The 21,516-nt window shown below is 58.9% G+C and carries 22 protein-coding genes and 1 tRNA gene; 7 read left to right on the top strand and 16 right to left on the bottom strand.

Going from position 1 to position 21,516, the window contains the following annotated elements; translation table 11 throughout:
* The first annotated feature begins 36 nt into the window (after nucleotides 1–36).
* Complete coding sequence (locus DW349_RS03005; protein ID WP_162824606.1) at nucleotides 37–1,362, top strand: NAD(P)/FAD-dependent oxidoreductase; 1,326 nt, start codon at nucleotides 37–39, stop codon at nucleotides 1,360–1,362.
* 112 nt (nucleotides 1,363–1,474) lie between these two features.
* On the opposite strand, the gene DW349_RS03000 is transcribed toward DW349_RS03005, so the two are convergent.
* Nucleotides 1,475–2,440 (bottom strand): LpxL/LpxP family acyltransferase, encoded by a 966-nt coding sequence (locus tag DW349_RS03000; RefSeq protein ID WP_108126713.1) that lies wholly within the window; start codon nucleotides 2,438–2,440, stop codon nucleotides 1,475–1,477.
* A gap of 80 nt (nucleotides 2,441–2,520) precedes the next feature.
* Here DW349_RS03000 and DW349_RS17295 point away from each other — a divergent pair, with 80 nt between their 5' ends.
* Nucleotides 2,521–2,667 carry a hypothetical protein gene (locus tag DW349_RS17295; protein ID WP_157954425.1) on the top strand — a complete coding sequence of 49 codons (147 nt, stop codon included), beginning with the start codon at nucleotides 2,521–2,523 and terminating at the stop codon, nucleotides 2,665–2,667.
* 23 nt (nucleotides 2,668–2,690) lie between these two features.
* Here DW349_RS17295 and DW349_RS02995 read toward each other — a convergent pair whose 3' ends face one another.
* On the bottom strand, nucleotides 2,691–3,074 hold the full coding sequence (locus DW349_RS02995; protein ID WP_108126712.1) for a RidA family protein: 384 nt from the start codon (nucleotides 3,072–3,074) through the stop codon (nucleotides 2,691–2,693).
* Between the two features lie 192 nt (nucleotides 3,075–3,266).
* Between DW349_RS02995 and speA the strand changes: the two genes are divergently transcribed.
* Nucleotides 3,267–5,183 (top strand): biosynthetic arginine decarboxylase, encoded by a 1,917-nt coding sequence (gene speA, locus DW349_RS02990; RefSeq protein WP_108126711.1) that lies wholly within the window; start codon nucleotides 3,267–3,269, stop codon nucleotides 5,181–5,183.
* Between the two features lie 163 nt (nucleotides 5,184–5,346).
* Here speA and DW349_RS02985 read toward each other — a convergent pair whose 3' ends face one another.
* The gene (locus tag DW349_RS02985; RefSeq protein ID WP_114385466.1) at nucleotides 5,347–5,967 is read right to left on the bottom strand and encodes a YqiA/YcfP family alpha/beta fold hydrolase; all 621 of its coding nucleotides are present in this window, start codon (nucleotides 5,965–5,967) and stop codon (nucleotides 5,347–5,349) included.
* A 66-nt stretch (nucleotides 5,968–6,033) separates the two neighbouring features.
* Complete coding sequence (gene leuA, locus DW349_RS02980; RefSeq protein WP_108126710.1) at nucleotides 6,034–7,731, bottom strand: 2-isopropylmalate synthase; 1,698 nt, start codon at nucleotides 7,729–7,731, stop codon at nucleotides 6,034–6,036.
* Between the two features lie 291 nt (nucleotides 7,732–8,022).
* On the opposite strand from leuA, the gene DW349_RS02975 reads away from it, so the two are divergent.
* The gene (locus DW349_RS02975; protein WP_198650558.1) at nucleotides 8,023–8,508 is read left to right on the top strand and encodes an Lrp/AsnC family transcriptional regulator; all 486 of its coding nucleotides are present in this window, start codon (nucleotides 8,023–8,025) and stop codon (nucleotides 8,506–8,508) included.
* Nucleotides 8,509–8,591: 83 nt separating this feature from the next.
* Here DW349_RS02975 and DW349_RS02970 read toward each other — a convergent pair whose 3' ends face one another.
* From DW349_RS02970 to DW349_RS02960, 3 genes are all read right to left on the bottom strand, one after another.
* Nucleotides 8,592–8,864 (bottom strand): HU family DNA-binding protein, encoded by a 273-nt coding sequence (locus DW349_RS02970; protein ID WP_108126709.1) that lies wholly within the window; start codon nucleotides 8,862–8,864, stop codon nucleotides 8,592–8,594.
* 61 nt (nucleotides 8,865–8,925) lie between these two features.
* A complete protein-coding gene (locus DW349_RS02965; protein WP_108126708.1) occupies nucleotides 8,926–10,089 on the bottom strand; it encodes an FAD-dependent oxidoreductase in 1,164 nt (387 codons plus the stop codon).
* Complete coding sequence (locus DW349_RS02960) at nucleotides 10,086–10,253, bottom strand: rubredoxin (RefSeq protein WP_108126707.1); 168 nt, start codon at nucleotides 10,251–10,253, stop codon at nucleotides 10,086–10,088. Before DW349_RS02960 ends, DW349_RS02965 begins: the two co-directional genes overlap by 4 nt.
* A 192-nt stretch (nucleotides 10,254–10,445) precedes the next feature.
* Here DW349_RS02960 and ubiA point away from each other — a divergent pair, with 192 nt between their 5' ends.
* The 3 genes from ubiA to phoR all read left to right on the top strand — a co-directional run bounded on the left by ubiA (nucleotide 10,446) and on the right by phoR (nucleotide 13,437).
* Nucleotides 10,446–11,312 (top strand): 4-hydroxybenzoate octaprenyltransferase, encoded by an 867-nt coding sequence (gene ubiA, locus DW349_RS02955; RefSeq protein ID WP_108126706.1) that lies wholly within the window; start codon nucleotides 10,446–10,448, stop codon nucleotides 11,310–11,312.
* A 101-nt stretch (nucleotides 11,313–11,413) separates the two neighbouring features.
* Nucleotides 11,414–12,121: a phosphate regulon transcriptional regulator PhoB gene (gene phoB, locus DW349_RS02950; RefSeq protein ID WP_108126705.1), complete on the top strand. Its 708-nt coding sequence runs from the start codon at nucleotides 11,414–11,416 to the stop codon at nucleotides 12,119–12,121.
* Entirely contained in the window at nucleotides 12,118–13,437 is a 1,320-nt protein-coding gene (gene phoR, locus DW349_RS02945) for a phosphate regulon sensor histidine kinase PhoR (RefSeq protein WP_108126704.1), read from the top strand. The genes phoB and phoR overlap by 4 nt, the downstream gene beginning before the upstream one ends.
* Here phoR and DW349_RS02940 read toward each other — a convergent pair.
* The 9 genes from DW349_RS02940 to pstC form a co-directional block, all read right to left on the bottom strand.
* On the bottom strand, nucleotides 13,402–14,319 hold the full coding sequence (locus tag DW349_RS02940; protein ID WP_108126703.1) for a response regulator: 918 nt from the start codon (nucleotides 14,317–14,319) through the stop codon (nucleotides 13,402–13,404). The two genes, phoR and DW349_RS02940, sit on opposite strands and share 36 nt — an antisense overlap.
* Before the next feature lie 86 nt (nucleotides 14,320–14,405).
* Nucleotides 14,406–15,236 (bottom strand): hypothetical protein, encoded by an 831-nt coding sequence (locus tag DW349_RS02935; RefSeq protein WP_108126702.1) that lies wholly within the window; start codon nucleotides 15,234–15,236, stop codon nucleotides 14,406–14,408.
* A gap of 392 nt (nucleotides 15,237–15,628) precedes the next feature.
* The gene (locus DW349_RS02930; RefSeq protein ID WP_157954424.1) at nucleotides 15,629–16,429 is read right to left on the bottom strand and encodes a S1/P1 nuclease; all 801 of its coding nucleotides are present in this window, start codon (nucleotides 16,427–16,429) and stop codon (nucleotides 15,629–15,631) included.
* Nucleotides 16,396–16,731 carry a DUF3392 family protein gene (locus DW349_RS02925; protein WP_232819369.1) on the bottom strand — a complete coding sequence of 112 codons (336 nt, stop codon included), beginning with the start codon at nucleotides 16,729–16,731 and terminating at the stop codon, nucleotides 16,396–16,398. Before DW349_RS02925 ends, DW349_RS02930 begins: the two co-directional genes overlap by 34 nt.
* A gap of 139 nt (nucleotides 16,732–16,870) precedes the next feature.
* A tRNA-Thr gene (locus DW349_RS02920) sits at nucleotides 16,871–16,946 on the bottom strand.
* Between the two features lie 104 nt (nucleotides 16,947–17,050).
* Nucleotides 17,051–17,767, bottom strand: a complete 717-nt coding sequence (gene phoU, locus DW349_RS02915) for a phosphate signaling complex protein PhoU (RefSeq protein WP_108126700.1) — start codon at nucleotides 17,765–17,767, stop codon at nucleotides 17,051–17,053.
* Nucleotides 17,768–17,786: 19 nt separating this feature from the next.
* Nucleotides 17,787–18,659, bottom strand: a complete 873-nt coding sequence (gene pstB, locus DW349_RS02910; RefSeq protein WP_108126699.1) for a phosphate ABC transporter ATP-binding protein PstB — start codon at nucleotides 18,657–18,659, stop codon at nucleotides 17,787–17,789.
* A 33-nt stretch (nucleotides 18,660–18,692) separates the two neighbouring features.
* Entirely contained in the window at nucleotides 18,693–20,006 is a 1,314-nt protein-coding gene (gene pstA / locus DW349_RS02905; protein ID WP_108126698.1) for a phosphate ABC transporter permease PstA, read from the bottom strand.
* Complete coding sequence (gene pstC / locus DW349_RS02900) at nucleotides 19,999–21,387, bottom strand: phosphate ABC transporter permease subunit PstC (RefSeq protein ID WP_108126697.1); 1,389 nt, start codon at nucleotides 21,385–21,387, stop codon at nucleotides 19,999–20,001. The genes pstA and pstC overlap by 8 nt, the downstream gene beginning before the upstream one ends.
* Between the last annotated feature and the right edge of the window lie 129 nt (nucleotides 21,388–21,516).

The following is a 21,516-nucleotide window of genomic DNA, read 5'->3' as shown; positions in this document are numbered from 1 at the left end:
CCGCCACCGATTTCTTTTCAACTTTGGGACTTGTGTATGAACCACGACATCAAAACACCGGACATCGAACAGATTGTCATCATTGGCGGAGGCGCCGGCGGGCTGGAACTGGCGACGCAACTCGGTCGCCGCTGGGGCCGCAAAGGCAAAGCCCACGTCACCTTAATCGACCGCAACAACACCCATTTGTGGAAACCGCTGCTGCACGAAGTGGCGGCCGGTTCTTTGGATGCCGGTGTCGATGAAGTGAATTATCGCGGCCACGCCCGGCGCAATCATTTCCACTTTATTCTCGGTTCGGTGTGCGATTTAAACCGCGACCAACGCGAAGTCGTGTTAGCGCCGCTGGTCGATGAAGACGGCCAGACGGTGCTCGCCGAACGCCGCGTGCGCTACGACCAACTGGTGTTCGCACTCGGCAGCGTCACCAACGATTTCAACATTCCCGGCATCGACGAGCATTGCCTGAAGCTCGACGCACCCGGCCAGGCCGAACGCTTTCACCGCCGCTTACTGAACGCTTTTTTGCGCCAGGATCGCGCTCGCGCCGCCGGTCAGGACCAACAATTAAAACTGGTGATTGTCGGCGGTGGCGCCACCGGCGTGGAACTCTCAGCCGAACTCTATAACTCGGCAAAAGTGTTGCAGGACTACGATCTCGACCACATCGGGCCGGAACATTTACAGGTCAGTCTGCTCGAAGCCGGGCCGCGCATTCTGCCGGCACTGCCTGATCGCATTGCCGGTTCAGTGATCACCGAACTGGGCAAACTGGGCGTGAAAGTGCGCCACAACACTCAGGTGGTGCGCGGCCATAAAGGCGCGCTGGAAACCAAAGACGGTGAAATGATTGAAGGCGATATTCTGGTTTGGGCGGCCGGTGTGCGGGCGCCGAATTTCCTTAAGGACATTGCCGGTCTGGAAAGCGCACGCAACAACCAATTGATGGTCAACGAGACGCTGCAAACCACGCGCGACGAACGAATCTGGGCGCTCGGCGATTGCTGCGCCTGCCCGCAACCGGATGGCAGTTGGGTGCCGCCTCGGGCGCAATCGGCGCATCAGATGGCAAGCCACATTCTGAAAAATCTGCAACGTCAGAAAGCCGGTAAACCGATGCTGGCGTACCGCTATAAAGACCACGGTTCGTTGATCAGTCTCAGCCGGTTCAGCACCGTCGGTTCATTGATGGGCAATCTGACGGGTGGCTCGATGATGATCGAAGGCCGCATCGCACGCCTGGTGTACATCAGTCTGTATCGCCAGCACCAGATGGCGCTGCACGGTGTGACGCGAACGCTGATGCTGGCGTTGATCGATCGACTGAACCACGCCATCCGGCCGCGCTTGAAGTTGCATTGAGGCGCCGCCTAGCGGCGGCGCCCGCTTTACGCTGAACGGGAGACGCTAAACGCTAAAGAGCGTCTCCCGTCTTCCATCAAGCGTCTCCCATTGAGCGCCACTCGGCGCTCAATCAATACACCGACGGCTCGCCCAACGGACGTGTCTTGAAGCGTTTGTGCAGCCACAGATATTGCTCGGGCTGTTCGCGGACTCTGGCTTCCAACCATTCGTTGAACACGGCGGCATCGGCATCGGCATCGTCGCTGGGAATCGGCAACGGCGCTTCGAAGCGGGCCACATAGTTGCTCGGGTCTTCATCGCGATAGAAAAACACCGGCACCACCACGGCATTGCTCGATTGGGCGAGTTTGGTGGTCATGGTCACGGTCGCGGTCGGAATGCCGAAGAACGGCACGAAGGTGGACGCCTTGCGGCCGTAATCCTGATCCGGCGCGTACCAGACGATGCGGCCTTCGCGCAGCGAGCGAATCAGCCCGCGCATATCGCGTCGGGCGATGCTGCGGGAACACCAGCGTTCGCGCGAACGGGTCATAAAATAATTCAGCAACTCGTTGTCGTGTTTGCGGTAAATCAGATCGTATTCACGAATCAGACCAAACAACGCGCCGGCCATATCCAGAATGGTGAAATGGCCGCCCACCAACAACACGCCCTGGCCTTTCGACTGCGCCGCATCGAGATGTTCCAGCCCTTCCCAGCGTACTTTGTCGCGCATTGGTTCCATCGGTTGCACCCAGGAACGAGCGGTTTCCAGCATGCCCAGGATGTACGAGAAAAACGCGCGTTTGAGCAATGCCCGTTGCTCGGCTTCACTGAGTTCCGGAAAACACAGTTGCAGGTTACGTGCGGCGACGTGACGACGGCTGCGTGCCAGCGTCATCAACGGCGGCGTCAGCCAGCCCGCAACCCGCACCCGACCGCGTTCAGACAGCCGTCCGATCAGCTGCATAAAGCCGATAAAACACCAGGCGCCCCAGTAACGGGGTGCCAGAAAATCGCGGTATTGGAAGCGGTCGGTAACGCGCGAATCGCGCTGACGGGTTTTACGAGGTCGAGGGGCTTTGGCTTGACGCATGCGGGGCTGGAATCGTTAAATGGCGCCCTAGTTTACCAAAGCCGGCGATGCCGGGCGATTGCAAATCAGGACGTTCACCGATGGCCAAGCCCCTGCCCAAATTTCTGACTCGCCGTCGTGGCGCCCATAAATTGCTCAGCGCCCTGGCGGCTCTGCAAGTGCGCTGGCAAGGCTACAAAGACGCCCGCGCAGCGCTCAAGGCGCGTAAAAAAGCCGGCCGCGCCTGATTCGTTTCCTGAACAAGCCTGGCTTACGCCAGACCCATCACACCGTCCATTTCCACATTCGCGCCTTTCGGCAACGCTGCGACACCAATCGCCGCGCGGGCCGGATACGGCTGCACGAAATACTCGGTCATGATGTCGTTGACGGTGGCGAAGTGGCTTAAATCAGTCAGGAAGATGTTCAGTTTTACGATGTCCTGCAGGCTGCCACCGGCGGCTTCGCATACCGCACGCAGATTGCGAAACACCTGATGCACCTGAGCGGAAATGTCGCCATCGACCAGCGTCATGGTGTCGGGCACCAACGGAATCTGGCCGGACAGATAGACGGTATCGCCCAGCTTGACGGCTTGTGAATAAGGACCGATGGCGGCAGGCGCCTGGTCGGTGCTGATAACACTCTTGTTCATGGTGGACTCTCTTTTTGTGATCGTTCGATGTGTGATCGCGCCGCGCCAAGGCTCAGTTTGGGCGCTGCGGCGGGGCCTGGCATTCGACAAAAACGAACCATGCATTATCGCCAATTGCGGTGCGACTACAAAGCACTACAATCCGCCATTCCAAACCCTATTTCGCTGTGAACATCAGGAGTTCGCTCGCCAATGAATTGGTCCGTCAATGATGCTCTGGAACGCTACAACGTCGACCGCTGGTCAGAAGGTTATTTCAGCATTGCCGAAGACGGCCGGGTAACGGTGCGTCACCCCGGCGGCGACATGCGCTTGACGCGCATTGTCGAGGCTGCGCGCAGCCAGGGTTTGCAACTGCCGTTGCTGGTGCGTTTCCCGCACATTCTGCACGACCGGGTGGCGCGCATTGTTGAGGCGTTTGACCAGGCCATCGTGTCGGAAAAATATCAAGGCCGTTATCAGCCGCTGTACCCGATCAAGGTGAACCAGCAGCGCCGCGTGGTGGAAGAAATCATCGCCGGTCAGCAGCGCGTCTGCGACGGTCGTATTGGTCTGGAAGCCGGCTCCAAACCGGAGTTGCTGGCAGTGATGTCCGAAGCCTACAAAGGCAAAACGACGCTGGTGTGCAACGGCTACAAAGACAAAGAATTCATTCGCCTGGCGTTGCAGGCGGAAACGCTGGGCCACCGCGTGTATCTGGTGGTGGAAAAAGCCAGCGAAGTGGATTGGATTATTCAGATTGCGCGCGAACTCGGCGTGCAGCCGCGCATCGGTGTGCGGGCGCGGTTGTCGTCCATCGGCAAAGGCAACTGGCAGAACACCGGCGGTGAAAAATCCAAGTTCGGTTTGACCGCGTCCGAAGTGTTGAAAGTGGTCGATACCTTAAAAGCAGCCGACTTGCTCGATGCGTTTCAGCTGCTGCATTTCCATTTGGGTTCGCAGATCGCCAACATCCGCGACATCCAGGTCGGCTTGCGTGAGTGCGCACGGTTTTATGTCGAACTGCGCGAACTGGGCGCGCCGGTGCAGGCGGTCGATGTCGGCGGCGGTTTGGGTGTCGATTACGAAGGCACCCGGTCGCGCTCAACCTGCTCGATGAATTATTCCACCGCCGAATACGCCAACAACGTTGTCTACGCGTTCCGTCAGGCGGCGGAAATGGCCGGCCAGCCGCACCCGGATGTGTTCAGTGAATCCGGCCGGGCGGTGACTGCGCATCATGCGGTGCTGATCACCGATGTGATCGAAGAAGAACGCGCCGAACCCGTCGAGCTTCAACGCCCCGACGAAGACGCTATTTCAGCGCTGCACGAACTCTGGTCGTGCCATCAGGATCTGGACAGCCGCCGCCGCTCGTTGCCCGAGCTGTATCACGACGCCGGTTACTTCCTCAGCGAATGTCATCAGGCTTATAACCTGGGGCAACTGACGTTGGCCGGTCGCGCTCAGGCAGAAGAGTTGGCGCGCAGTCTGAATCTGAAATTGCGTGACCGTCTGAACGCCGCCAAGAGCAGCCACCGCGTTATCCTCGACGATCTGAACGAGAAGCTGGCCACCAAGTTGTTCGTGAATTTCTCGGTATTTCAATCGGTGCCAGACATCTGGGGCATCGACCAGATTTTCCCGGTGTTGCCGCTGACGGGTCTCGACCGCGAACCGACCGAGCGCGGCGTCATCCAGGACATCACCTGCGATTCCGACGGCCGTATCGATGGCTATGTCGATGGCGAAGGCATCGAGACCACGTTGCCGTTGCCGCAATGGCAAGCCAATGAAAAACCCTGGTTGGGATTTTTTATGGTTGGCGCCTATCAGGAAATTCTCGGCGATCTGCACAACCTGTTTGGCGATACCGATAGCGTCGATGTCTACCTCGACGGCCCCGATGGTTTGCGTCTGGAAAATCAGCGCAAAGGTGATTCGATTGAAGCGGTATTGCGCTCGGTCGATTTCAACCCGGAATTGCTGCGTTCGGCGTACCAGCGTCAGTTGGATGCAGCCGGTCTGTCGGCCGATCAACAGGCGCAATTGTTGCGCGATTTCGAACAAGGGCTGACGCGCATCACTTACCTGGAAGCGCGCCAGGCGACGGCGCCGATCGACGCTTGAACACACGCTGCCCATTTTGCAGCGCGCCCTTTCACGGCGACTACCCCGCCCGCACGGCTGGCGCTCACACCGTAAAATGTGAGCACTGCCGACGGGCGTTTTTGATTCTGGTGCGCAAAGGCTGGTTGGGGTTTCACCGGGAAACGCGGGTACGCTGACGTCGTTAGAGTGTGCGGATGTGGGCCCAGGCATCTTGCCAATGTTCAAAACGATGGCTGCCGCCGGGGTATTCGAACAGCTCGCACCAGGGTTCGCACAACTCGGCCGTGGCGGCGCTGGACAACACTTCATCGCCCTGGTCGAGATGCACCGACACCCGATCACCAAACCCCGCCAGCAGCGCCGGCACTCGGTCCAGCCATTGGACTAACCGCTTCGCCACCGACAGCTCAACCTGATGCTGGGTATTAGTGACGTAATTGGTGACAACCAGACCAAGGCTGTCTTCAAGCAGGTTTTCGCGAGCGACCAACAGCGGATTGATCAGCACCGCCTGGGCGTCGAAACGGTCGCCTTCGGCCAATGCCAGCAACGCCAACAAACCGCCCATCGACGAACCCATCAATAACGGCCGACCTTCGACCGCGTTCATTTTCTGGACTAAACCGGCAAGTGCCGCGTCCATGTCAGCGGCGCTGTAAAAGAAGGCGTTGTGGGGTTGGAAATGCCAGCCGGCAGCGACGGCCTGATCGCGGAAAAAGCGGGCTTTGTCGCTGGGCAGATCGCCGTCGACTTCGACGGCGGAATTGAAACCGTTGGTGTAGATAAGGGTGGTGGTGGTCACGGGGCGGCCCTGAGCATTGCGCTGTTCAACTTCCGTGTCGAACAGCTTTGTCCATCAAAGAACCAATTACAAGGCGGGGGCTTCGGCTCCGGCCGCTTCGACATCGGCTTTGCTGGCGCGCTGGTAACGACCGACCGCAGTGAGCAACGATTGCAACGCTGTGGTCGACGTATCTTCGGCCAAGGCCGCTGCGGTAACCGGCGTGTTGTTGACCAGCACTTTCAGACAGCACAGGGCGTTGGCGTTGGTGCCTTCGCTGAGTGCGAACTCGTCGTAGGCATCGACTTTCAGCGTCAGGTTGAACTGTTTTTCCAACGCTGCGGCCAGGGCTTCCAGCGCGCCTTGGCCGTAGCCTTGCAACAGAGTCGGTGATTCGGCGTCGCCGAAATTCACCTGTGCCTCAACGCCGGCATCGCTGCGATGCAGATCGTAGGTGTGCAGGCGCCAGCCGTCTGGAATCGCCAGGTATTGCGATTCAAACAAACGATGCACGCTGTGCGAATCCACTTCGTCGCCACTGACTTCGGCTTCACGCTGCACGACTTTGGCGAAGTCGATCTGCAACCAGCGCGGCAGTGAAATGCCGTAGTCGCGCTCCAACACATGCGCCACGCCGCCCTTGCCAGACTGGCTGTTGATGCGCACCACTTCTTCGTAACGACGGCCCAGATCGGACGGGTCGATCGGCAAGTAAGCCACATTCCAGACATCGCCTTCGCTGCGCTTGTGCAGGCACTTGCGAATGGCGTCCTGGTGGCTGCCGGAGAAGGCGGTGAACACCAGCTCACCGGCATAAGGATGACGCGGGTGAGTGTCGATTTCGGTGCAGTATTCGACGGTGCGGATGATGCGCGCCATGTCAGACAAATCGACTTTCGGATCGATGCCTTGCGAGTAAAGGTTCATCGCCATGGTCACCAAATCCATGTTGCCGGTGCGTTCGCCGTTGCCGAGCAGCGTGCCTTCGATGCGGTCGGCACCGGCCATCAGGCCGAGTTCGGCGGCGGCAATGCCACAGCCCCGGTCGTTGTGCGTGTGCAGGCTGACGATGATGTGCTCGCGCTGCTGCATGTGGTCGCACACCCATTCAATCTGGTCGGCGAAGATGTTCGGCGTCGCCATTTCCACCGTGGCTGGCAAGTTGATGATCATCTTCTGGCCGTCCTGCGGGCGCCACACGTCGGTCACGGCGTCGATCACTTCGACGGCGTAATCCAGCTCGGTGCCGGTGAAACTTTCCGGCGAATACTGGAAGGTCCAGTCGGTGTCCGGGAACTGTTTGGCCCAGCGCTGCACTTCCTTGGCGCCTTCGACGGCGATGGCTTTAATACCATCGCGATCCAGCTCGAACACTTGCTCGCGCTGCACGGTCGAGGTCGAGTTGTAGACGTGCACGATGGCCCGCGGCACGCCTTTCAGCGCTTCGTATGTGCGGGCAATCAATTCCGGCCGCGCCTGCGTCAACACCTGAATGGTGACGTCGTCCGGGACGCGGTCTTCTTCAATGAGTTTGCGGCAGAAATCGAAATCCGGCTGGCTGGCCGAGGGGAAACCGATTTCGATTTGCTTGTAGCCCAGGTCCACCAGCAGATCGAACATCTGCTGCTTCTGGGTGATGTTCATCGGCTTGACCAGCGCCTGGTTGCCGTCGCGTAGATCGACCGCACACCACAGCGGCGCCTGCTCGATAACCCGGTCGGGCCAACGGCGGTCGGTTTTGCGGATGGGGGCGAAGGGACGGTATTTGCGATGGTCAAAGCTCATGATGCGGTCCTGTCGGTTAAGCCGGTCCAAAATTTCAACGTTGGTTGACCGGTTCGCAACGATCCGTCGGAACCGGCCGGCTCGGCAGTGGTCTGGGTGTGACCGGCTGCGAGGTCTTGCCTTGTGAGCCTGACCGGGGCTCGACCTGGGTGGGTAAACGCCGGGTCGATTGAGCAACGGTGACCAGTATAGGCCGGCTGTTGCGCAAGGTGTTTGCGAATTTGCTGTCTATCACGTCGTTTCGGCAATAATATGGCTGATAAATTCACATTAAAGACAGGATATATCGACATGAACGAAAAGTTGGTCAAGATCGATAAATTCGACCGCCATATCCTGGAGTGCCTGCAAGCCGATGGCGGCCTCACCAACCAGGAACTGGCCGAACGGGTTGGGTTGTCACCGTCGCCCTGTTTGCGCCGGGTTCGGGCATTGGAAGAAGCGGGCATCATTCTGAAACGCGTCACCCTGCTGGATCGCAAGGCGCTGGGTTTGTCGCTCACCGCCATTATTCTGATCAGCATGGACCGGCACATTCCCGAACGCTTTGCCGAATTCCAGCGTCAGGTCGAAGCCTGCCCGGAAATTCAGGAGTGTTATCTGATCACCGGCCACGATGCCGATTACATGCTCAAGGCCGTGGTGCCGGATATGGATCGTTTTCAGGAGTTATTGCTGAACCGCATCACCCGCATTCCCGGTGTCACCGGGGTGCATTCCAGTTTCGTATTACGACGGGTGGTGGATAAGACGGATTTGCCGTTGGGCTATGTGTAGGGAATGAATCGACAGAAACGAAAACGGGGCCAACACGGCCCCGTCTCCAACCGATGCGATGATCGCATCGGTGTACTTCAAACTCAGTTAACGGCGTCTTTCAGAGCCTTGCCAGGTTTGAATGCAACGGTGTTGCTGGCGGGGATCTGAATGGTCTGGCCGGTCTGGGGGTTTTTGCCGGTACGGGCAGCGCGGGCACGAGCTTCAAAAGTGCCGAAACCAACCAGGGTAACGGATTCTTTCTTGGCAACGGTGTTGGTGATCTGATCCAACATGGCGTTCAAAACGTCGTTGGCTTTCTCTTTGGAGATGTCAGCTTTCTCGGCGATCGCAGCAGCCAGTTCAGGTTTACGCATAAGTCTTTCCTTCTGTTTTTATCGTGGTACACGATGCGGGTTGCAGCATACGTGACGGTTTTTAGGTTGCCAACAGCGGCGGCACCGCCTTCAACCAGGTATTACGTTCTTTGATACGGTCACCACACAACGCAAAACCCAAGACGGTTTCGTCATGACGACACACGGCCGCTAGATTAGCGCCACTGCCCTCGATTTTCCATTCCCCATCGCCCTTTGGCGGGTAGGCGACGACCGGACAGGCCGGCGTTTTCACCGTGACTGGCATCGCCGGCCAGTTCACTTCGGTCGGCTCTCCGGCCAGAGTTTTCGCCAAAGCACGGGCTGCGTTGGTCAACGGCAGGATGTACATCAGACTCAGGCCTTCGACCTCGGCGCAGTCGCCCAGCGCATAGATGTCGGCCTGACTGCTTTGTAAAGTTCGGTCCACCATGATGCCCTTGTGCACCGCCAGGCCGGCCTGGCGCGCCAGTCGAACGCGCGGCGTCAGGCCCACGGCCGACAACACCACGTCGGCGTGCAGGCTGCGGCCATTGGTCAGACTGACTTTCAGACTGCCGTCCGCTTCATGGTCAACCCGGCTGGCCAACGGCCCTAAATGGAAGCGTATGCCCTGTGCTTCCAGCTCGGTTTGCAACGCCTGGCCGATGGCCGGCGGCACCAGTCCGGTCAACAAACTTTCACTGGGCGCGGCAACTTCAACGTCATAACCGGCACCGGCCAGATCGTTAGCGAATTCGCAGCCGATCAAGCCCGCACCCATGATGGTGACGCGCCGCTTGCCCGCCAGCGCCGTTTGGAACGCCGCGAAATCGGCGCGGTCGTTGATGCTGTGCACCTGATCGACGGCGTCGCCTTCGAGCGGCGGATGCATCGGCTCAGCGCCCACGGCCAGCACCAGCCGCCCCCAACTCAATGGCTGGCCTTGGCTCAGGTGCAGATTGCGAGTCACGGTGTCGATGGCGACAACGTCGGTGTGGGTGAGAATCTGGGCTTGGTATTGTTCGGCGGCCTGAGCGGCCGTCGTTTGGATCAGGTCGTCCGCGGTCTGCTGTTTACTCAGGGCGTTGGACAGATTCGGCTTGTAGTAGCCGGCGCCATCGTCTGAGGTGATGATTACCAGCGGTGTGTCGCTGTCGAGTTTGCGCCACTCGCGGGCCAGACTGTATGCCGCCAGGCCGGAACCGACGATGACCAGGGGTGCGCGTTCGGTGGTGGCACTCATCCCAGTTCAATCATCTCGAAATCGTCTTTGGTGGCGCCGCAATCGGGGCAACTCCAGTCGTCGGGGACATCTTCCCAGGGTGTGCCGGGTGCAATGCCTTCGTCGGGCAAACCTTCGGCTTCATCATAGATAAAACCGCAGACTATACATTGCCATTTCTTCATGAATCGCCTCGCTGATCTCGTGCCCGGCCGAATCCCGGCGGGCGCGCTGGACGCAAAAACTACTGACAGCCGACCGCAAAAGCAAGGCGGGCGTGGCTTGCTGGCAAAACACCGACCCCGTGGATACACTGGCCGCCGTCAACCGGCCCGGCGGGAAACGGGCCACTCAACCCGGCTTGATACGGACCTGTTATGACGCTTGCTGCCTGGCCTCACTATCTGAAACTCACGCGACTGGATCGCCCGATTGGCATCTATTTACTGCTCTGGCCGACGCTGACCGCGCTCTGGCTCGCCGCCGGCGGCCTGCCTCCGATCCATCTGGTGCTGATCTTCATTCTTGGCACCATCGCCATGCGCAGCGCCGGTTGCGTGATTAACGATTATGCCGACCGCCATTTCGACGGCCACGTCAAACGCACCGCCAGCCGGCCACTGGCCCAAGGTTTAGTCAGCGAAAAAGCGGCGCTGACGCTGTTTGCGGTGCTGTCGTTGAGCGCCTTTGCGCTGGTATTGCTGACCAACCGGACCACGGTGCTGATGTCGTTCGTCGGGCTGTTTCTGGCGGCGTTGTATCCGTTTATGAAGCGCCACACTTACCTGCCGCAGTTGTTCCTCGGCGCGGCGTTTTCCTGGGCAATTCCGATGGCCTACACCGCCGTCGACACGCCCTTCACCACCGCCACCTGGCTGCTGTACACCGCCAACATTTTGTGGACGGTGCATTACGACACCCTGTACGCCATGGTCGATCGCGACGACGACCTGAAAATCGGCATCAAATCCACCGCCATTCTGTTTGGCGATGCCGACCGGCTGATGGTCGGCCTGCTGCAACTGATGACCTGGGTCGCCTGGCTGCTGCTCGGTTTGCACGCCGAACTGGGGTTGTATTGGGCACTCGGTCTGGCCGTTGCTGCCGGCTGCTTTGTTTATCAGCAATGGCTGATTCGTGGCCGCGAGCGCGACGCCTGCTTCCGCGCCTTTTTGAACAACCACTGGGCGGGCATGGCGCTGTTCGTCGGTGTGGTGGTCGATTTAGGCACCGCAGCTCTTTAACTCCGGTGGATTGCAGTTTTTTGACAAACAGATGAAAGCTGTAACACTGCTGTCATCTAAGCTGCGTTTAATGGTCACGAACGTGATAGCCGGGGTTACGCATGAACGCTCGCAGCATTTTGATCGTCGACGACGAATCCGCCATTCGTGAAGTCATTGCCGCCGCATTGGAGATGGCTGGTTACCGCACTTTGGAAGCCGCCGACGCCACTGAAGCCCATGCCTTGGTCGTCGATCAAAAACCGGATTTAATCTTGCTCGACTGGATGATGCCGCAAGTCAGTGGCATCGAATTGGCGCGTCGCCTCAAGCGCGATCCGCTGACCGCCGAAATCCCCATCATCATGCTTACCGCTAAAGGCGAAGAAGACCACAAGATCACGGGGCTGGAAGCCGGCGCGGACGATTACATCACCAAACCGTTTTCACCGCGCGAACTGGTTGCCCGGCTGAAAGCCGTGTTGCGCCGTGCCACCCCGGCCGGTGTGGACGAACCAATCGAAATTCAGGGATTAACGCTCGACCCGGCCAGCCACCGTGTTTACGACCAGCACAGCGAACTGAGCATGGGCCCGACCGAATTCCGCCTGCTGCAATTCTTTATGAGCCACCCCGAACGCGCCTATACGCGCTCGCAACTGCTTGATCAGGTTTGGGGCGGCAACGTCTATGTCGACGAGCGCACCGTGGATGTTCACATCCGCCGGTTGCGTAAAGCTCTGGGTACTCCGCACGAAGCCTTGGTACAGACGGTGAGAGGCACTGGATATCGCTTCTCCACCAAAGTTTCGGCACAATCGGCTTCATGATCCGAGACATTCGTCGGCCTTACTACCGCAACCTGCTGATCTTCTTCGCCGCCGTATTCACGGCCGGCTTTCTGATCGGCTATCCCCTCCAAGCCCTGCTCGCGGCCACCCTGCTCACGCTGGGTTGGCAGCTGTTTCAACAGGGCCGTCTGATCAAATGGCTGCGCAATGGTGCCCGTTCTGAACCGCCCGATGCTGGCGGCCTGTGGGGCATGGTGTTCGACCATTTCTACAGCGTGCAGCGCGATCATCGCCAGCAAGTGCGGCATTACCAGACCGTCATCTCGCGCATTCAGACTTCTACCCAAGCGCTGCGCGACGGCGTGATCCAACTGGATCGCCAGGGCGCGCTGGAATGGTGGAACCCGGCGGCGGAAAAGCTGCTCAGTTTGAAGCCGCTGGACCAGGGCCAGTTGCTGACCAACTTACTGCGCGACCCGGCCTTTATCCGCTTCTACAACGCTGGCGAAATGAGCGAAACGGTGCAGTTAGAAAACCCGGCGTTTCCGGATCGCTACATCGATGTTTCGATGACCATCTACGGTAAAGGCGAGCGCCTGCTACTGATCCGCGACACCACCCGCATCAAGCAACTGGAACAGATGCGCCAGGACTTCGTCGCCAACGCCAGCCACGAATTGAAAACACCGCTGACCGTGTTGAAGGGCTATCTGGAATCGATCCTGACCTTCGGTGGCGATCTGCCGCCGGCACTGAGCAAGGGTCTGATCAACATGGAAGCCCAGACCCAGCGCATGGACAATCTGGTCAACGACCTGCTGGTACTGACTCGACTGGACGCCGAAGTGCAACACTCGGTGCGCCAGCGGGTTGAGGTTGGGGACTTGCTGGAGAAAATCGCCGCCGATGCGCGCGAGCTGTCGAGTGATCGCGGCCATCGCATCAGCGTGCAACTGGACAGCGACGCCGCCTTGCAAGGCGATGCTTCGGAGCTGCATTCGGCGATCAGCAATCTGGTCTACAACGCGGTGAATTACAGCCCGGATGGCAGCGAGATTCAGTTGAAGTGGAATGCGTCAGCGGCGGGCGGTTTTATCTCGATTCATGACGAAGGTATCGGCATTGACCCGCGCCACATTCCGCGGCTGACCGAGCGGTTCTACCGCGTCGATCCGGGCCGTTCCAGTGCGCGTGGCGGCACCGGTCTGGGCCTCGCCATCGTTAAACACATCCTGCAACACCACCAAGCCCGACTGGACATCGCCAGTGTGCCGGGCCGGGGTTCGGTGTTTACCTGCTGCTTCCCGGCCGAGCGCGTGTTAGCGGTTGCGGAACGCGCCGACAAGACGGCTTAACACCGCCATCTTATCTTCATCGTCATCGACGAACTTCACGCCGACGCGTGCGCGCCGGCAATCCTGAGTGGCTTCCTGCAGCGCCAGCGACATTACAAAGCCGTTGACGCGCGCCACTACCCCTTCCTGATCCGGCGCTTGCACATCCACCACCACCTGCTCGTGCAGCACCGGCGGTAAGGTGTCATCAAAGGCGATCTGCACGGCGATTTCAGTCAGGTTGATGTCGCGCACCACGCCCGTCCAACTGGCGGTACTGGAACGCAGCGACACCTGCAACGTCAGCTTTTTGCGGTTTTGAGGCGTCGGCGGCTTGATGGCGTTTTCCGCCACCAGCTTGCCACTGGGTGAACCGGCGGTAAGCAGACTCGCGGCCGACTCATCGCTGGCCGGCTTATTGGCACCGGTCAGCAGGCTGGCTGAGTCGTTGTCGCTGCGCGACTGCGCCATGACCGACCGGCCTTTGAGAATGGCGCGAATCAAATCGCGATGCGTAACCGACAACGCCTTGAAGATCTTGCGCAACAGTTGTTCGTTGCTGAATGGTTTACCGATGTAATCGTTGACGCCCGCTTCAACGGCTTTGACAACGTGGTCTTTATCGCCCCGGCTGGTCACCATAATGAAGGGCGTTTTGTCTTCGCCTTCCAACTGCTCGCGATCACGCAACCACTGCAACAGTTCCAGGCCCGACATTTCCGGCATTTCCCAGTCGCACAGCACCAGGTCGTAGCGTTTCTTGTTTAAGAGCGCCTGGGCTTTGCTGCCATTGACGGCTTCGTCGATCTGGCACTGAGTAAACTGACTGCGCAAGGCGCGCTTAACCAGATCACGAATAAAGCCGGCATCGTCGGCCACCAGAAAATGTAGTGTCTGCAGCATTCCGTCCTTTCCTGAAACAGCGGCACAGCCCGCGAAAAAAAGTGAATGATAGAGATCAGGCTAGTTCAAGGCCAGAGCGTCTACCACTAGTCGGGGTCGATTTGCAGTTGCCAACGGTGGGCATCGGGCGTCACACAACCGAACTCCACCGAGCGGTAACGCATATCGCGCTTAAGCGCACGCAGGCCCTCAACAACGTCCTCCGGCGTCGCCACCGACCAATAAATGGCCCGCACCAGATCGCGCCCCAACGGCAACACCGCTTTGCCCTGATGCTGCGCGGCGGTCTTGGCTGGCATCAACAGGCGCCATTCCTGGTTATCGGCCTGGGCGCGGTGATCTTCAAGTAAAGCCGGGAAAGGGTTGTCAGCGCTGACTTTGAACCGATGCGCCTCGCCGTAACGCACCGGCCCCAGAAACAACGGCCGCTCACGACTGCTGGCGAGCGATTTGTGGGTACTGCTCAACGCCACCGCAACGCCGCTGAAGCCTTGCGCCAAATCACGCCAGCCGGCGTAGCACACCGACGACGGAAACAGCCGCAACAGCCGCGCCTGCCCCAGCCAGCCAGTGTCGTAATGTGGCTGGTCGGCCCCCTGACGACGGCGCGCCGCAGCGCGGATATCGGCTTCGATGGAACCGCCCTGAGCACGAAAATGCTCAAAGCTGAGCAAGCCACGAACCGATTCCGGCAACGCCTGATATTGGCGTTGCCATTCTTCATCCAACGCCTCTTCCGACACCGGCCGCTGTTGCTCGCGCTGCTGCTGCCAGCGATCAAACTGCGCAAAGGGAAAGGCCAGCGGCGCGCCGGCCTGCAACGGCAGGAACCCGGCTTTCAGCCAGACCAGCCAGTCACTGGGACCAAAGGCATGCAGCCGGCCACTGGAACGAGAGGATTGCTGATTTTCCGACATGGGATGTAAGACTTTTCCTACAAAACGCGTACGCAAGCTGGCCGATTTCAGCGCTTGCCCGGAGGATTGGGCCAAACGGTCCGCGCACCGCAAGGCTTGCGGTTAAAGCGGTCGTTCAGGATCCCAAACGACGCCCGTTCAGCCAACACACCGGCCTTATAATAGCGTTCATGTTCTGGATGAACAGCCAGGAACCCAGTGGCAAGAGGCCACGCCAACGGACGGCACACGGACAGAGGAATCAGGACCGATATCAGGATGGGTATCAACGGATAGGAGCCGGAGGCTCCTGTGCCAGGACGGCACCCGTTCAAGCACGAACGACCCCCTACGATGGCGGCAAGTGGAGGTCTTCCTCTTGCCGCTGTCGCAACCGGCGCAGCCTGGATGGGTTAGCTGTCGCCGTACAACTCGTTCAGCAGCGCTGCCAGGCGCACCGCCGCTTTCTTCAACTGCGTTTCCAACACCGGCACCGCCTCGCGCCGATAGGCCGCATCGTATTCACCGCGCACCGCCAGCGGATAAGCCACGTCCATGGCAATCTCGTGCGTCTCCCAAGCCCAATCGACCACGCTCATTGAACTCAGCCATTGCTGCGCTTCTTCCTCGGTGATCTCGCGCTGATAGCGCTGAGCGGTAGCAAACACCGGCGCTTCAAATTCGCGATACAGCGACTCATTCCAGATCCAATTGAGATTGACCCGTTCCAGCTCACTGGTTTTCAAAGCAATGAGACGACCGGCATCGTCGCGTTTCAAACCCGCGTTAACCGGCACGTGCAAGTCGGTGATGAAGTGAATCAAAAACTGCATGGCGCGGCGTTTATCGGACTTCTCAAAACTGTTGCGGATCAGCACCGTGCGGCTTTCCAGAATGGCACCCACCACACAGCGATTACGCGGGCAGTGTTTGGCGGCGTCAAAACCTTCATCGTCGGCATCGAACAAGACCGTGCGCAGCTCTTCGTCGGGCGCATGGTCGTCCGCCCAATTCGCCAGATTGACCAGATCAACCTGCCAACGCGGACCGTACAAATCTTCCAGCGCCGCCTTGGCACCATCGTTCAAACGCAGTTCCGCCAGTTGCACCACCAGCCGATGGCCCTGCTCATTGAAAGCGCTGGCAGAACCCGCCAGGCACAACAGAACCGCCGCCAGAATCAGCCGCGGCGACTGTTTTTCTCGGCGAGCCAACCGACCAGAATGAAGATGATGATCACGATCGGCGCCAGCCAATACGGCCCGGCGGAGCGCAACATACGAATCACGAAGGGAATCAGAAAGACCGTTAAGGCACCGTATCCAAATGCACATAGGGCGACAAACACCGCAGTCCGAACAATGAAATGCGCGCCCCGAACCAGATTCCAGACCGCGCGGTTGATGTTATTACCATAGATGACCAGCAAAGTAGCGACCAGAGCCGCCGCGACAAAGGCCAGATGCGGCCGGATCAGGCTGGACAGATACGCCAGCAGGTCAGTGAACACAGACATGAATTGCTCCATCAGCAATCGAAATCAGACAACAGCGGCCGACTTTACCACAAGGCCAAAAGCGGGGCGTGACGGTGCGAACAGATTTTATGAGGGGCTAAAACGACAAAACCCGCCGAAGGCGGGTTTTAAGAAGAAGTGGTGCCGGCACCAAGAGTCGAACTCGGGACCTACTGATTACAAGTCAGTTGCTCTACCAACTGAGCTATGCCGGCAACGGCTGCGTAATATAGTGATTCGCAGCCGGGCCGTCAATAACAACCGTTTGATTCCCAACGGTTTTTTCAGGCCGGCGTCGGTTTGCGGGCCGGCCTGAAATTCAGCCCTTCTTGACCTGTGCAGCGACCTGTTCGAGCGCTTTGTGGCGCACGTCTTTGCCTTGCACCAAATAGATCACCGATTCGGCCACGTTGCGGGCGTGGTCGCCGATGCGTTCCATGGAGCGCAGCGACCACATGACGTTCAGCGCGCGGCTGATGGAGCGCGGGTCTTCCATCATGGTGGTGATCAGTGAGCGGATGGCGGTGCCGTATTCCAGGTCGACCGCTTTGTCCTGATGCAGCACGTTCAGCGCGCTGTCAGCGTCGAGGCGAGCGAAGGCGTCGAGCGAGTGCTGCACCATCTGGCGCACCTGTTCGCCGATGTGGCGCAGTTCCACGTAGCCTTGCGGACCGGAACCGGTGTCGGCCAGTTCCAGGGTGTGACGCGCGACTTTGGAGGCTTCGTCGCCGATGCGTTCCAGGTCGTTTACCGCCTTGGTGACGGCGATGACGAAACGCAGGTCAGACGCCGCCGGGTGACGCCGCGCCAGAATGCGGGTGCACTCTTCGTCGATGTCGATTTCCATGCTGTTGACGGTCTGGTCGGTTTCGATAACGCGTTGTGCCAGCGCCGTGTCCATTTCCATCAATGCCTTGATGGCGTCTTCGACCTGTTGCTCGACCAGGCCGCCCATCTGCATCAGGTTTTTGCGCGCCTCTTCGAGTTCGGTGTTGAACTGGGTGGAGGTGTGCTTGTCGAATTGCATCTTGTCCATGGTGTTGTGTCCTCTCCGATCAACCGAAGCGACCGGTGATGTAGTCTTCAGTCAGTTTGTGGCTGGGTGACGTGAAAATCTGGTCCGTCTCGCCCACCTCAATCAATTTGCCCAGGTGGAAATAAGCGGTGCGCTGCGACACCCGCGCGGCCTGTTGCATGGAGTGGGTAACGATGGCGATGGTGTAGTTCTGCGACAGTTCGGCGATCAGTTCCTCGATGCGCGCGGTGGCGATCGGGTCGAGCGCTGAACAGGGTTCATCCATCAGAATCACTTCCGGTGAAATGGCAATGGTACGGGCAATACACAGACGCTGTTGCTGACCACCAGACAAACCGGTCGCCGGTTTATCCAGACGGTCTTTGATCTCTTCCCACAGGCCGGCTTTGCGCAGTGCGGTTTCCACCACTTCGTCGAGTTCGGCGCGACGCGACACCAGGCCGTGAATGCGCGGGCCGTAGGCGACGTTGTCGTAAATCGATTTCGGGAAGGGGTTTGGCTTCTGGAACACCATGCCCACTTTGGCGCGCAGCGAAACCACATCCATATTCTTTTTATAGATGTCTTCGTTGTCGAGCAGAATGTCACCTTCCACACGGCAAATGTCGATGGAATCGTTCATCCGGTTCAGGGTGCGCAGGAAGGTCGATTTACCACAGCCGGACGGGCCGATCATGGCGAGCACTTCGTTCTTGCCGATGTCCAGGTTGACGTTGTCGATGGCTTTGGCATCGCCATAAAAAACGTCCACGTTGCGGGCGCTCATGCGTGGCTCATCCACCAAGGCTGGCCCGACGGTGCCTTCCCAATTTTCCAACACAGGGTGGCGGCTTTCCGGTTTGCTGATGGCGTTATCGTCCATCGAATCGGTGTACTGGTTTGAAATAGTCATATCGGTATCTCCAGTTCGGGTAAGGCTCGCGCCTTACCAACGACGCTCGAATTTTTTACGCAAAAAGACAGCCAGCAAATTCATGGCTGCCAGGAAAGCCAGCAACACCATGATGGCGCCTGACGTCTTGGCAATGAAGGCCCGTTCCGGGCTGTCCGACCAGAGGTAAACCTGCACCGGCAACACCGTGGACGGGTCGGTAAATCCGCCGGGGATGTCCACAATGAACGCCACCATGCCGATCATCAGCAGCGGTGCGGTTTCACCCAAGGCCTGCGCCATGCCGATGATGGTGCCGGTCAACATACCGGGCATCGCCAGCGGTAATACATGGTGCAAGGTGACCTGCATCTTCGATGCGCCCAGGCCTGTGGCGGCTTCGCGAATCGACGGCGGCACTGCGCGAATCGACGAACGCGCCGAGATGATGATGGTCGGCAACGTCATCAACGTCAGCACCAGACCACCCACCACCGGCGCCGAACGCGGCAGACCGAAGAAGTTGATGAACACCGCCAAACCCAGCAGACCGAAGACGATGGACGGCACCGCCGCCAGGTTGTTGATGTTCACTTCGATGATGTCGGTCAGGCGGTTTTTCGGCGCAAATTCTTCCAGATAAATGGCCGCCGCTACGCCAATCGGGAACGACAAACAGAGCGTGACCAGCAAGGTGTAGAACGAACCCACCACGGCGCCCCAGATGCCGGCGGTTTCCGGATCGCGCGAATCGCCGTTGCTGAAGAAGACGGTGTTGAAGCGGCCTTTCATTTCGCCAGCCTCGGTCCAACTGTCGATCCACGACAGTTCGCGGTCGCTGACGCGACGCGAACTCTCCGGCAAGGTGCGATCGATAATGCCCTTACGCAGCAAATCGACATCGTCGTCCGCCAGTACCCACATCGATACGGTTTGGCCCAGCAATTCAGGATGAGCGATCAACCGCTCCCGCACCCGGTATTCGGCCGAGCCGCTGACCATCGACGTCAGTTCACGCGTGGCTTGCCGGTCGGACACGTCCGGGAAGCGATCGAGCAGGGCCTGACGCACCACCGAACCGTAGTCGGCCAGTTGCAATTGTTGTGGGTCGTTAATGTCATCGATGTACAGCAGTTGTGCATCGAAGGTGACATCCAGCTTGATGTAGGTCGTCCAGAATGCCGACAGGCCCTGGCTAAAAATGGTGAACAACAGGATCACCAAAAAGCCGAGACCGGCGGCGATGGAGGCAATGCCGTACGCCTGAAAACGGCGCTCGCGGGCGTAACGCGCTTTCAGTTTGGCGTTCAACCGGTCCTGCTTGACGCTCGCCAATCGTTCGATGGCGTCGAGTGTTTGATCAGTCATATTGCTCGCGGAACCTCTTAACGATCGCCATAGCGACAACGTTCAACAGTAAGGTGGTGAAAAACAGCATCAGACCCAGGGCGAAGGCCGACAGCGTTTTCGGGCTGTCGAATTCCTGGTCACCCACCAACAGCGTGGCGATCTGCACCGTCACGGTGGTGACCGCTTCGAGCGGGTTCGCGGTCAGATTCGCCGCCAAACCGGCCGCCATCACTACGATCATGGTTTCGCCGATAGCGCGGGACGCCGCCAGCAAAATACCGCCCATGATGCCCGGCAAGGCAGCTGGGAAAATCACCTGACGAATGGTTTCGCTGCGCGTTGCGCCGAGGCCGTAAGAGCCATCGCGCAGACTGTTCGGCACGGCGTTGATAACGTCGTCCGACAGTGACGATACGAACGGAATGATCATGATGCCCATCACCAGACCGGCCGCCAGTGCGGATTCAGCCGACACGCCTTGAAAGCCGATGCCCTGAAAGATGTCACGCATCAGCGGCGCCATGGTCAGGGCGGCGAAGAAGCCGTACACCACCGTCGGAATACCGGCCAGCACTTCCAGCAATGGCTTGATGATGTTGCGCGTGCGCGGCTTGGCGTATTCGGCCAGATAGACGGCCGACATCAAACCTATCGGCACCGCCACAAACAAGGCGATGGTGGCGATCATCAGGGTGCCGACAAACAACGGCACCGCACCGAAGGCGCCGGATGAACCGACCTGATCGGCACGTATCGCAATCTGCGGACTCCATTGCAGACCGAAGATGAAATCGAAAAATGGAATCGCCTGGAAGAAGCGGATGCTTTCAAACAACACCGACAGGATGATGCCGATGGTGGTGAAGATGGCGATGCTGGAGCACAGCAACAACAGGCTTTTGAGCACGAACTCAAATTGTGGCCGCGCGCGCAACGCCGGGCGGGTCATCGTCCAGCCGATGAGCGCGCCGACGATCATGGTGCCCAGCGTCAGCACAATCTTGAAGATCTGGCTGCGCGCGTTCAGGCGATGCAACAGATCTGCCGCTTCAACCAGCCAGGGGTCGGAGCCGGCACTCAATGAGCCGGAACTGATGTTCTGGATTTTGGCCAGTGTCAGGTTCATTTGCGGTGAACCCATCTCACCGTAATTGTCCGGCAGAAAATCCATCACCGCTTTGATGATGATGCGGTCTTCCAGGCCCACCCAGACCAACAACAGCACGAAGCCGGGCAAAGCAGCCCAGACGGCTGTCATCAAGCCATAGTAGTTAGGCAACGAATGCAGGTGCTTGATCTTTGCAGGACCGCCGACCAACTGGATGGAACGCGCGCGCCCCAGTCCGTAAGCGATCACCGCCAGTGCCAACATCACCAGCATCAGCGTTGAGGTTTGCATCAAAAGTGCTCCAGGTTAGCGATAGTTCCAGCTCAGGCAGCGACGTCACAACCTGAGCTGGAAACACCGACATCGAACCGATGTTCAGGGTAGAGAAACAACAACGGGAGAGCCAATGGCTCTCCCGAT

This window comes from Saccharospirillum mangrovi, assembly GCF_003367315.1.
GTDB classification, from domain to species: domain Bacteria; phylum Pseudomonadota; class Gammaproteobacteria; order Pseudomonadales; family Natronospirillaceae; genus Saccharospirillum; species Saccharospirillum mangrovi.
The sequence above is the reverse complement of the archived record's forward strand: the minus strand, read 5'-3'. Positions and strand labels throughout refer to the sequence as shown.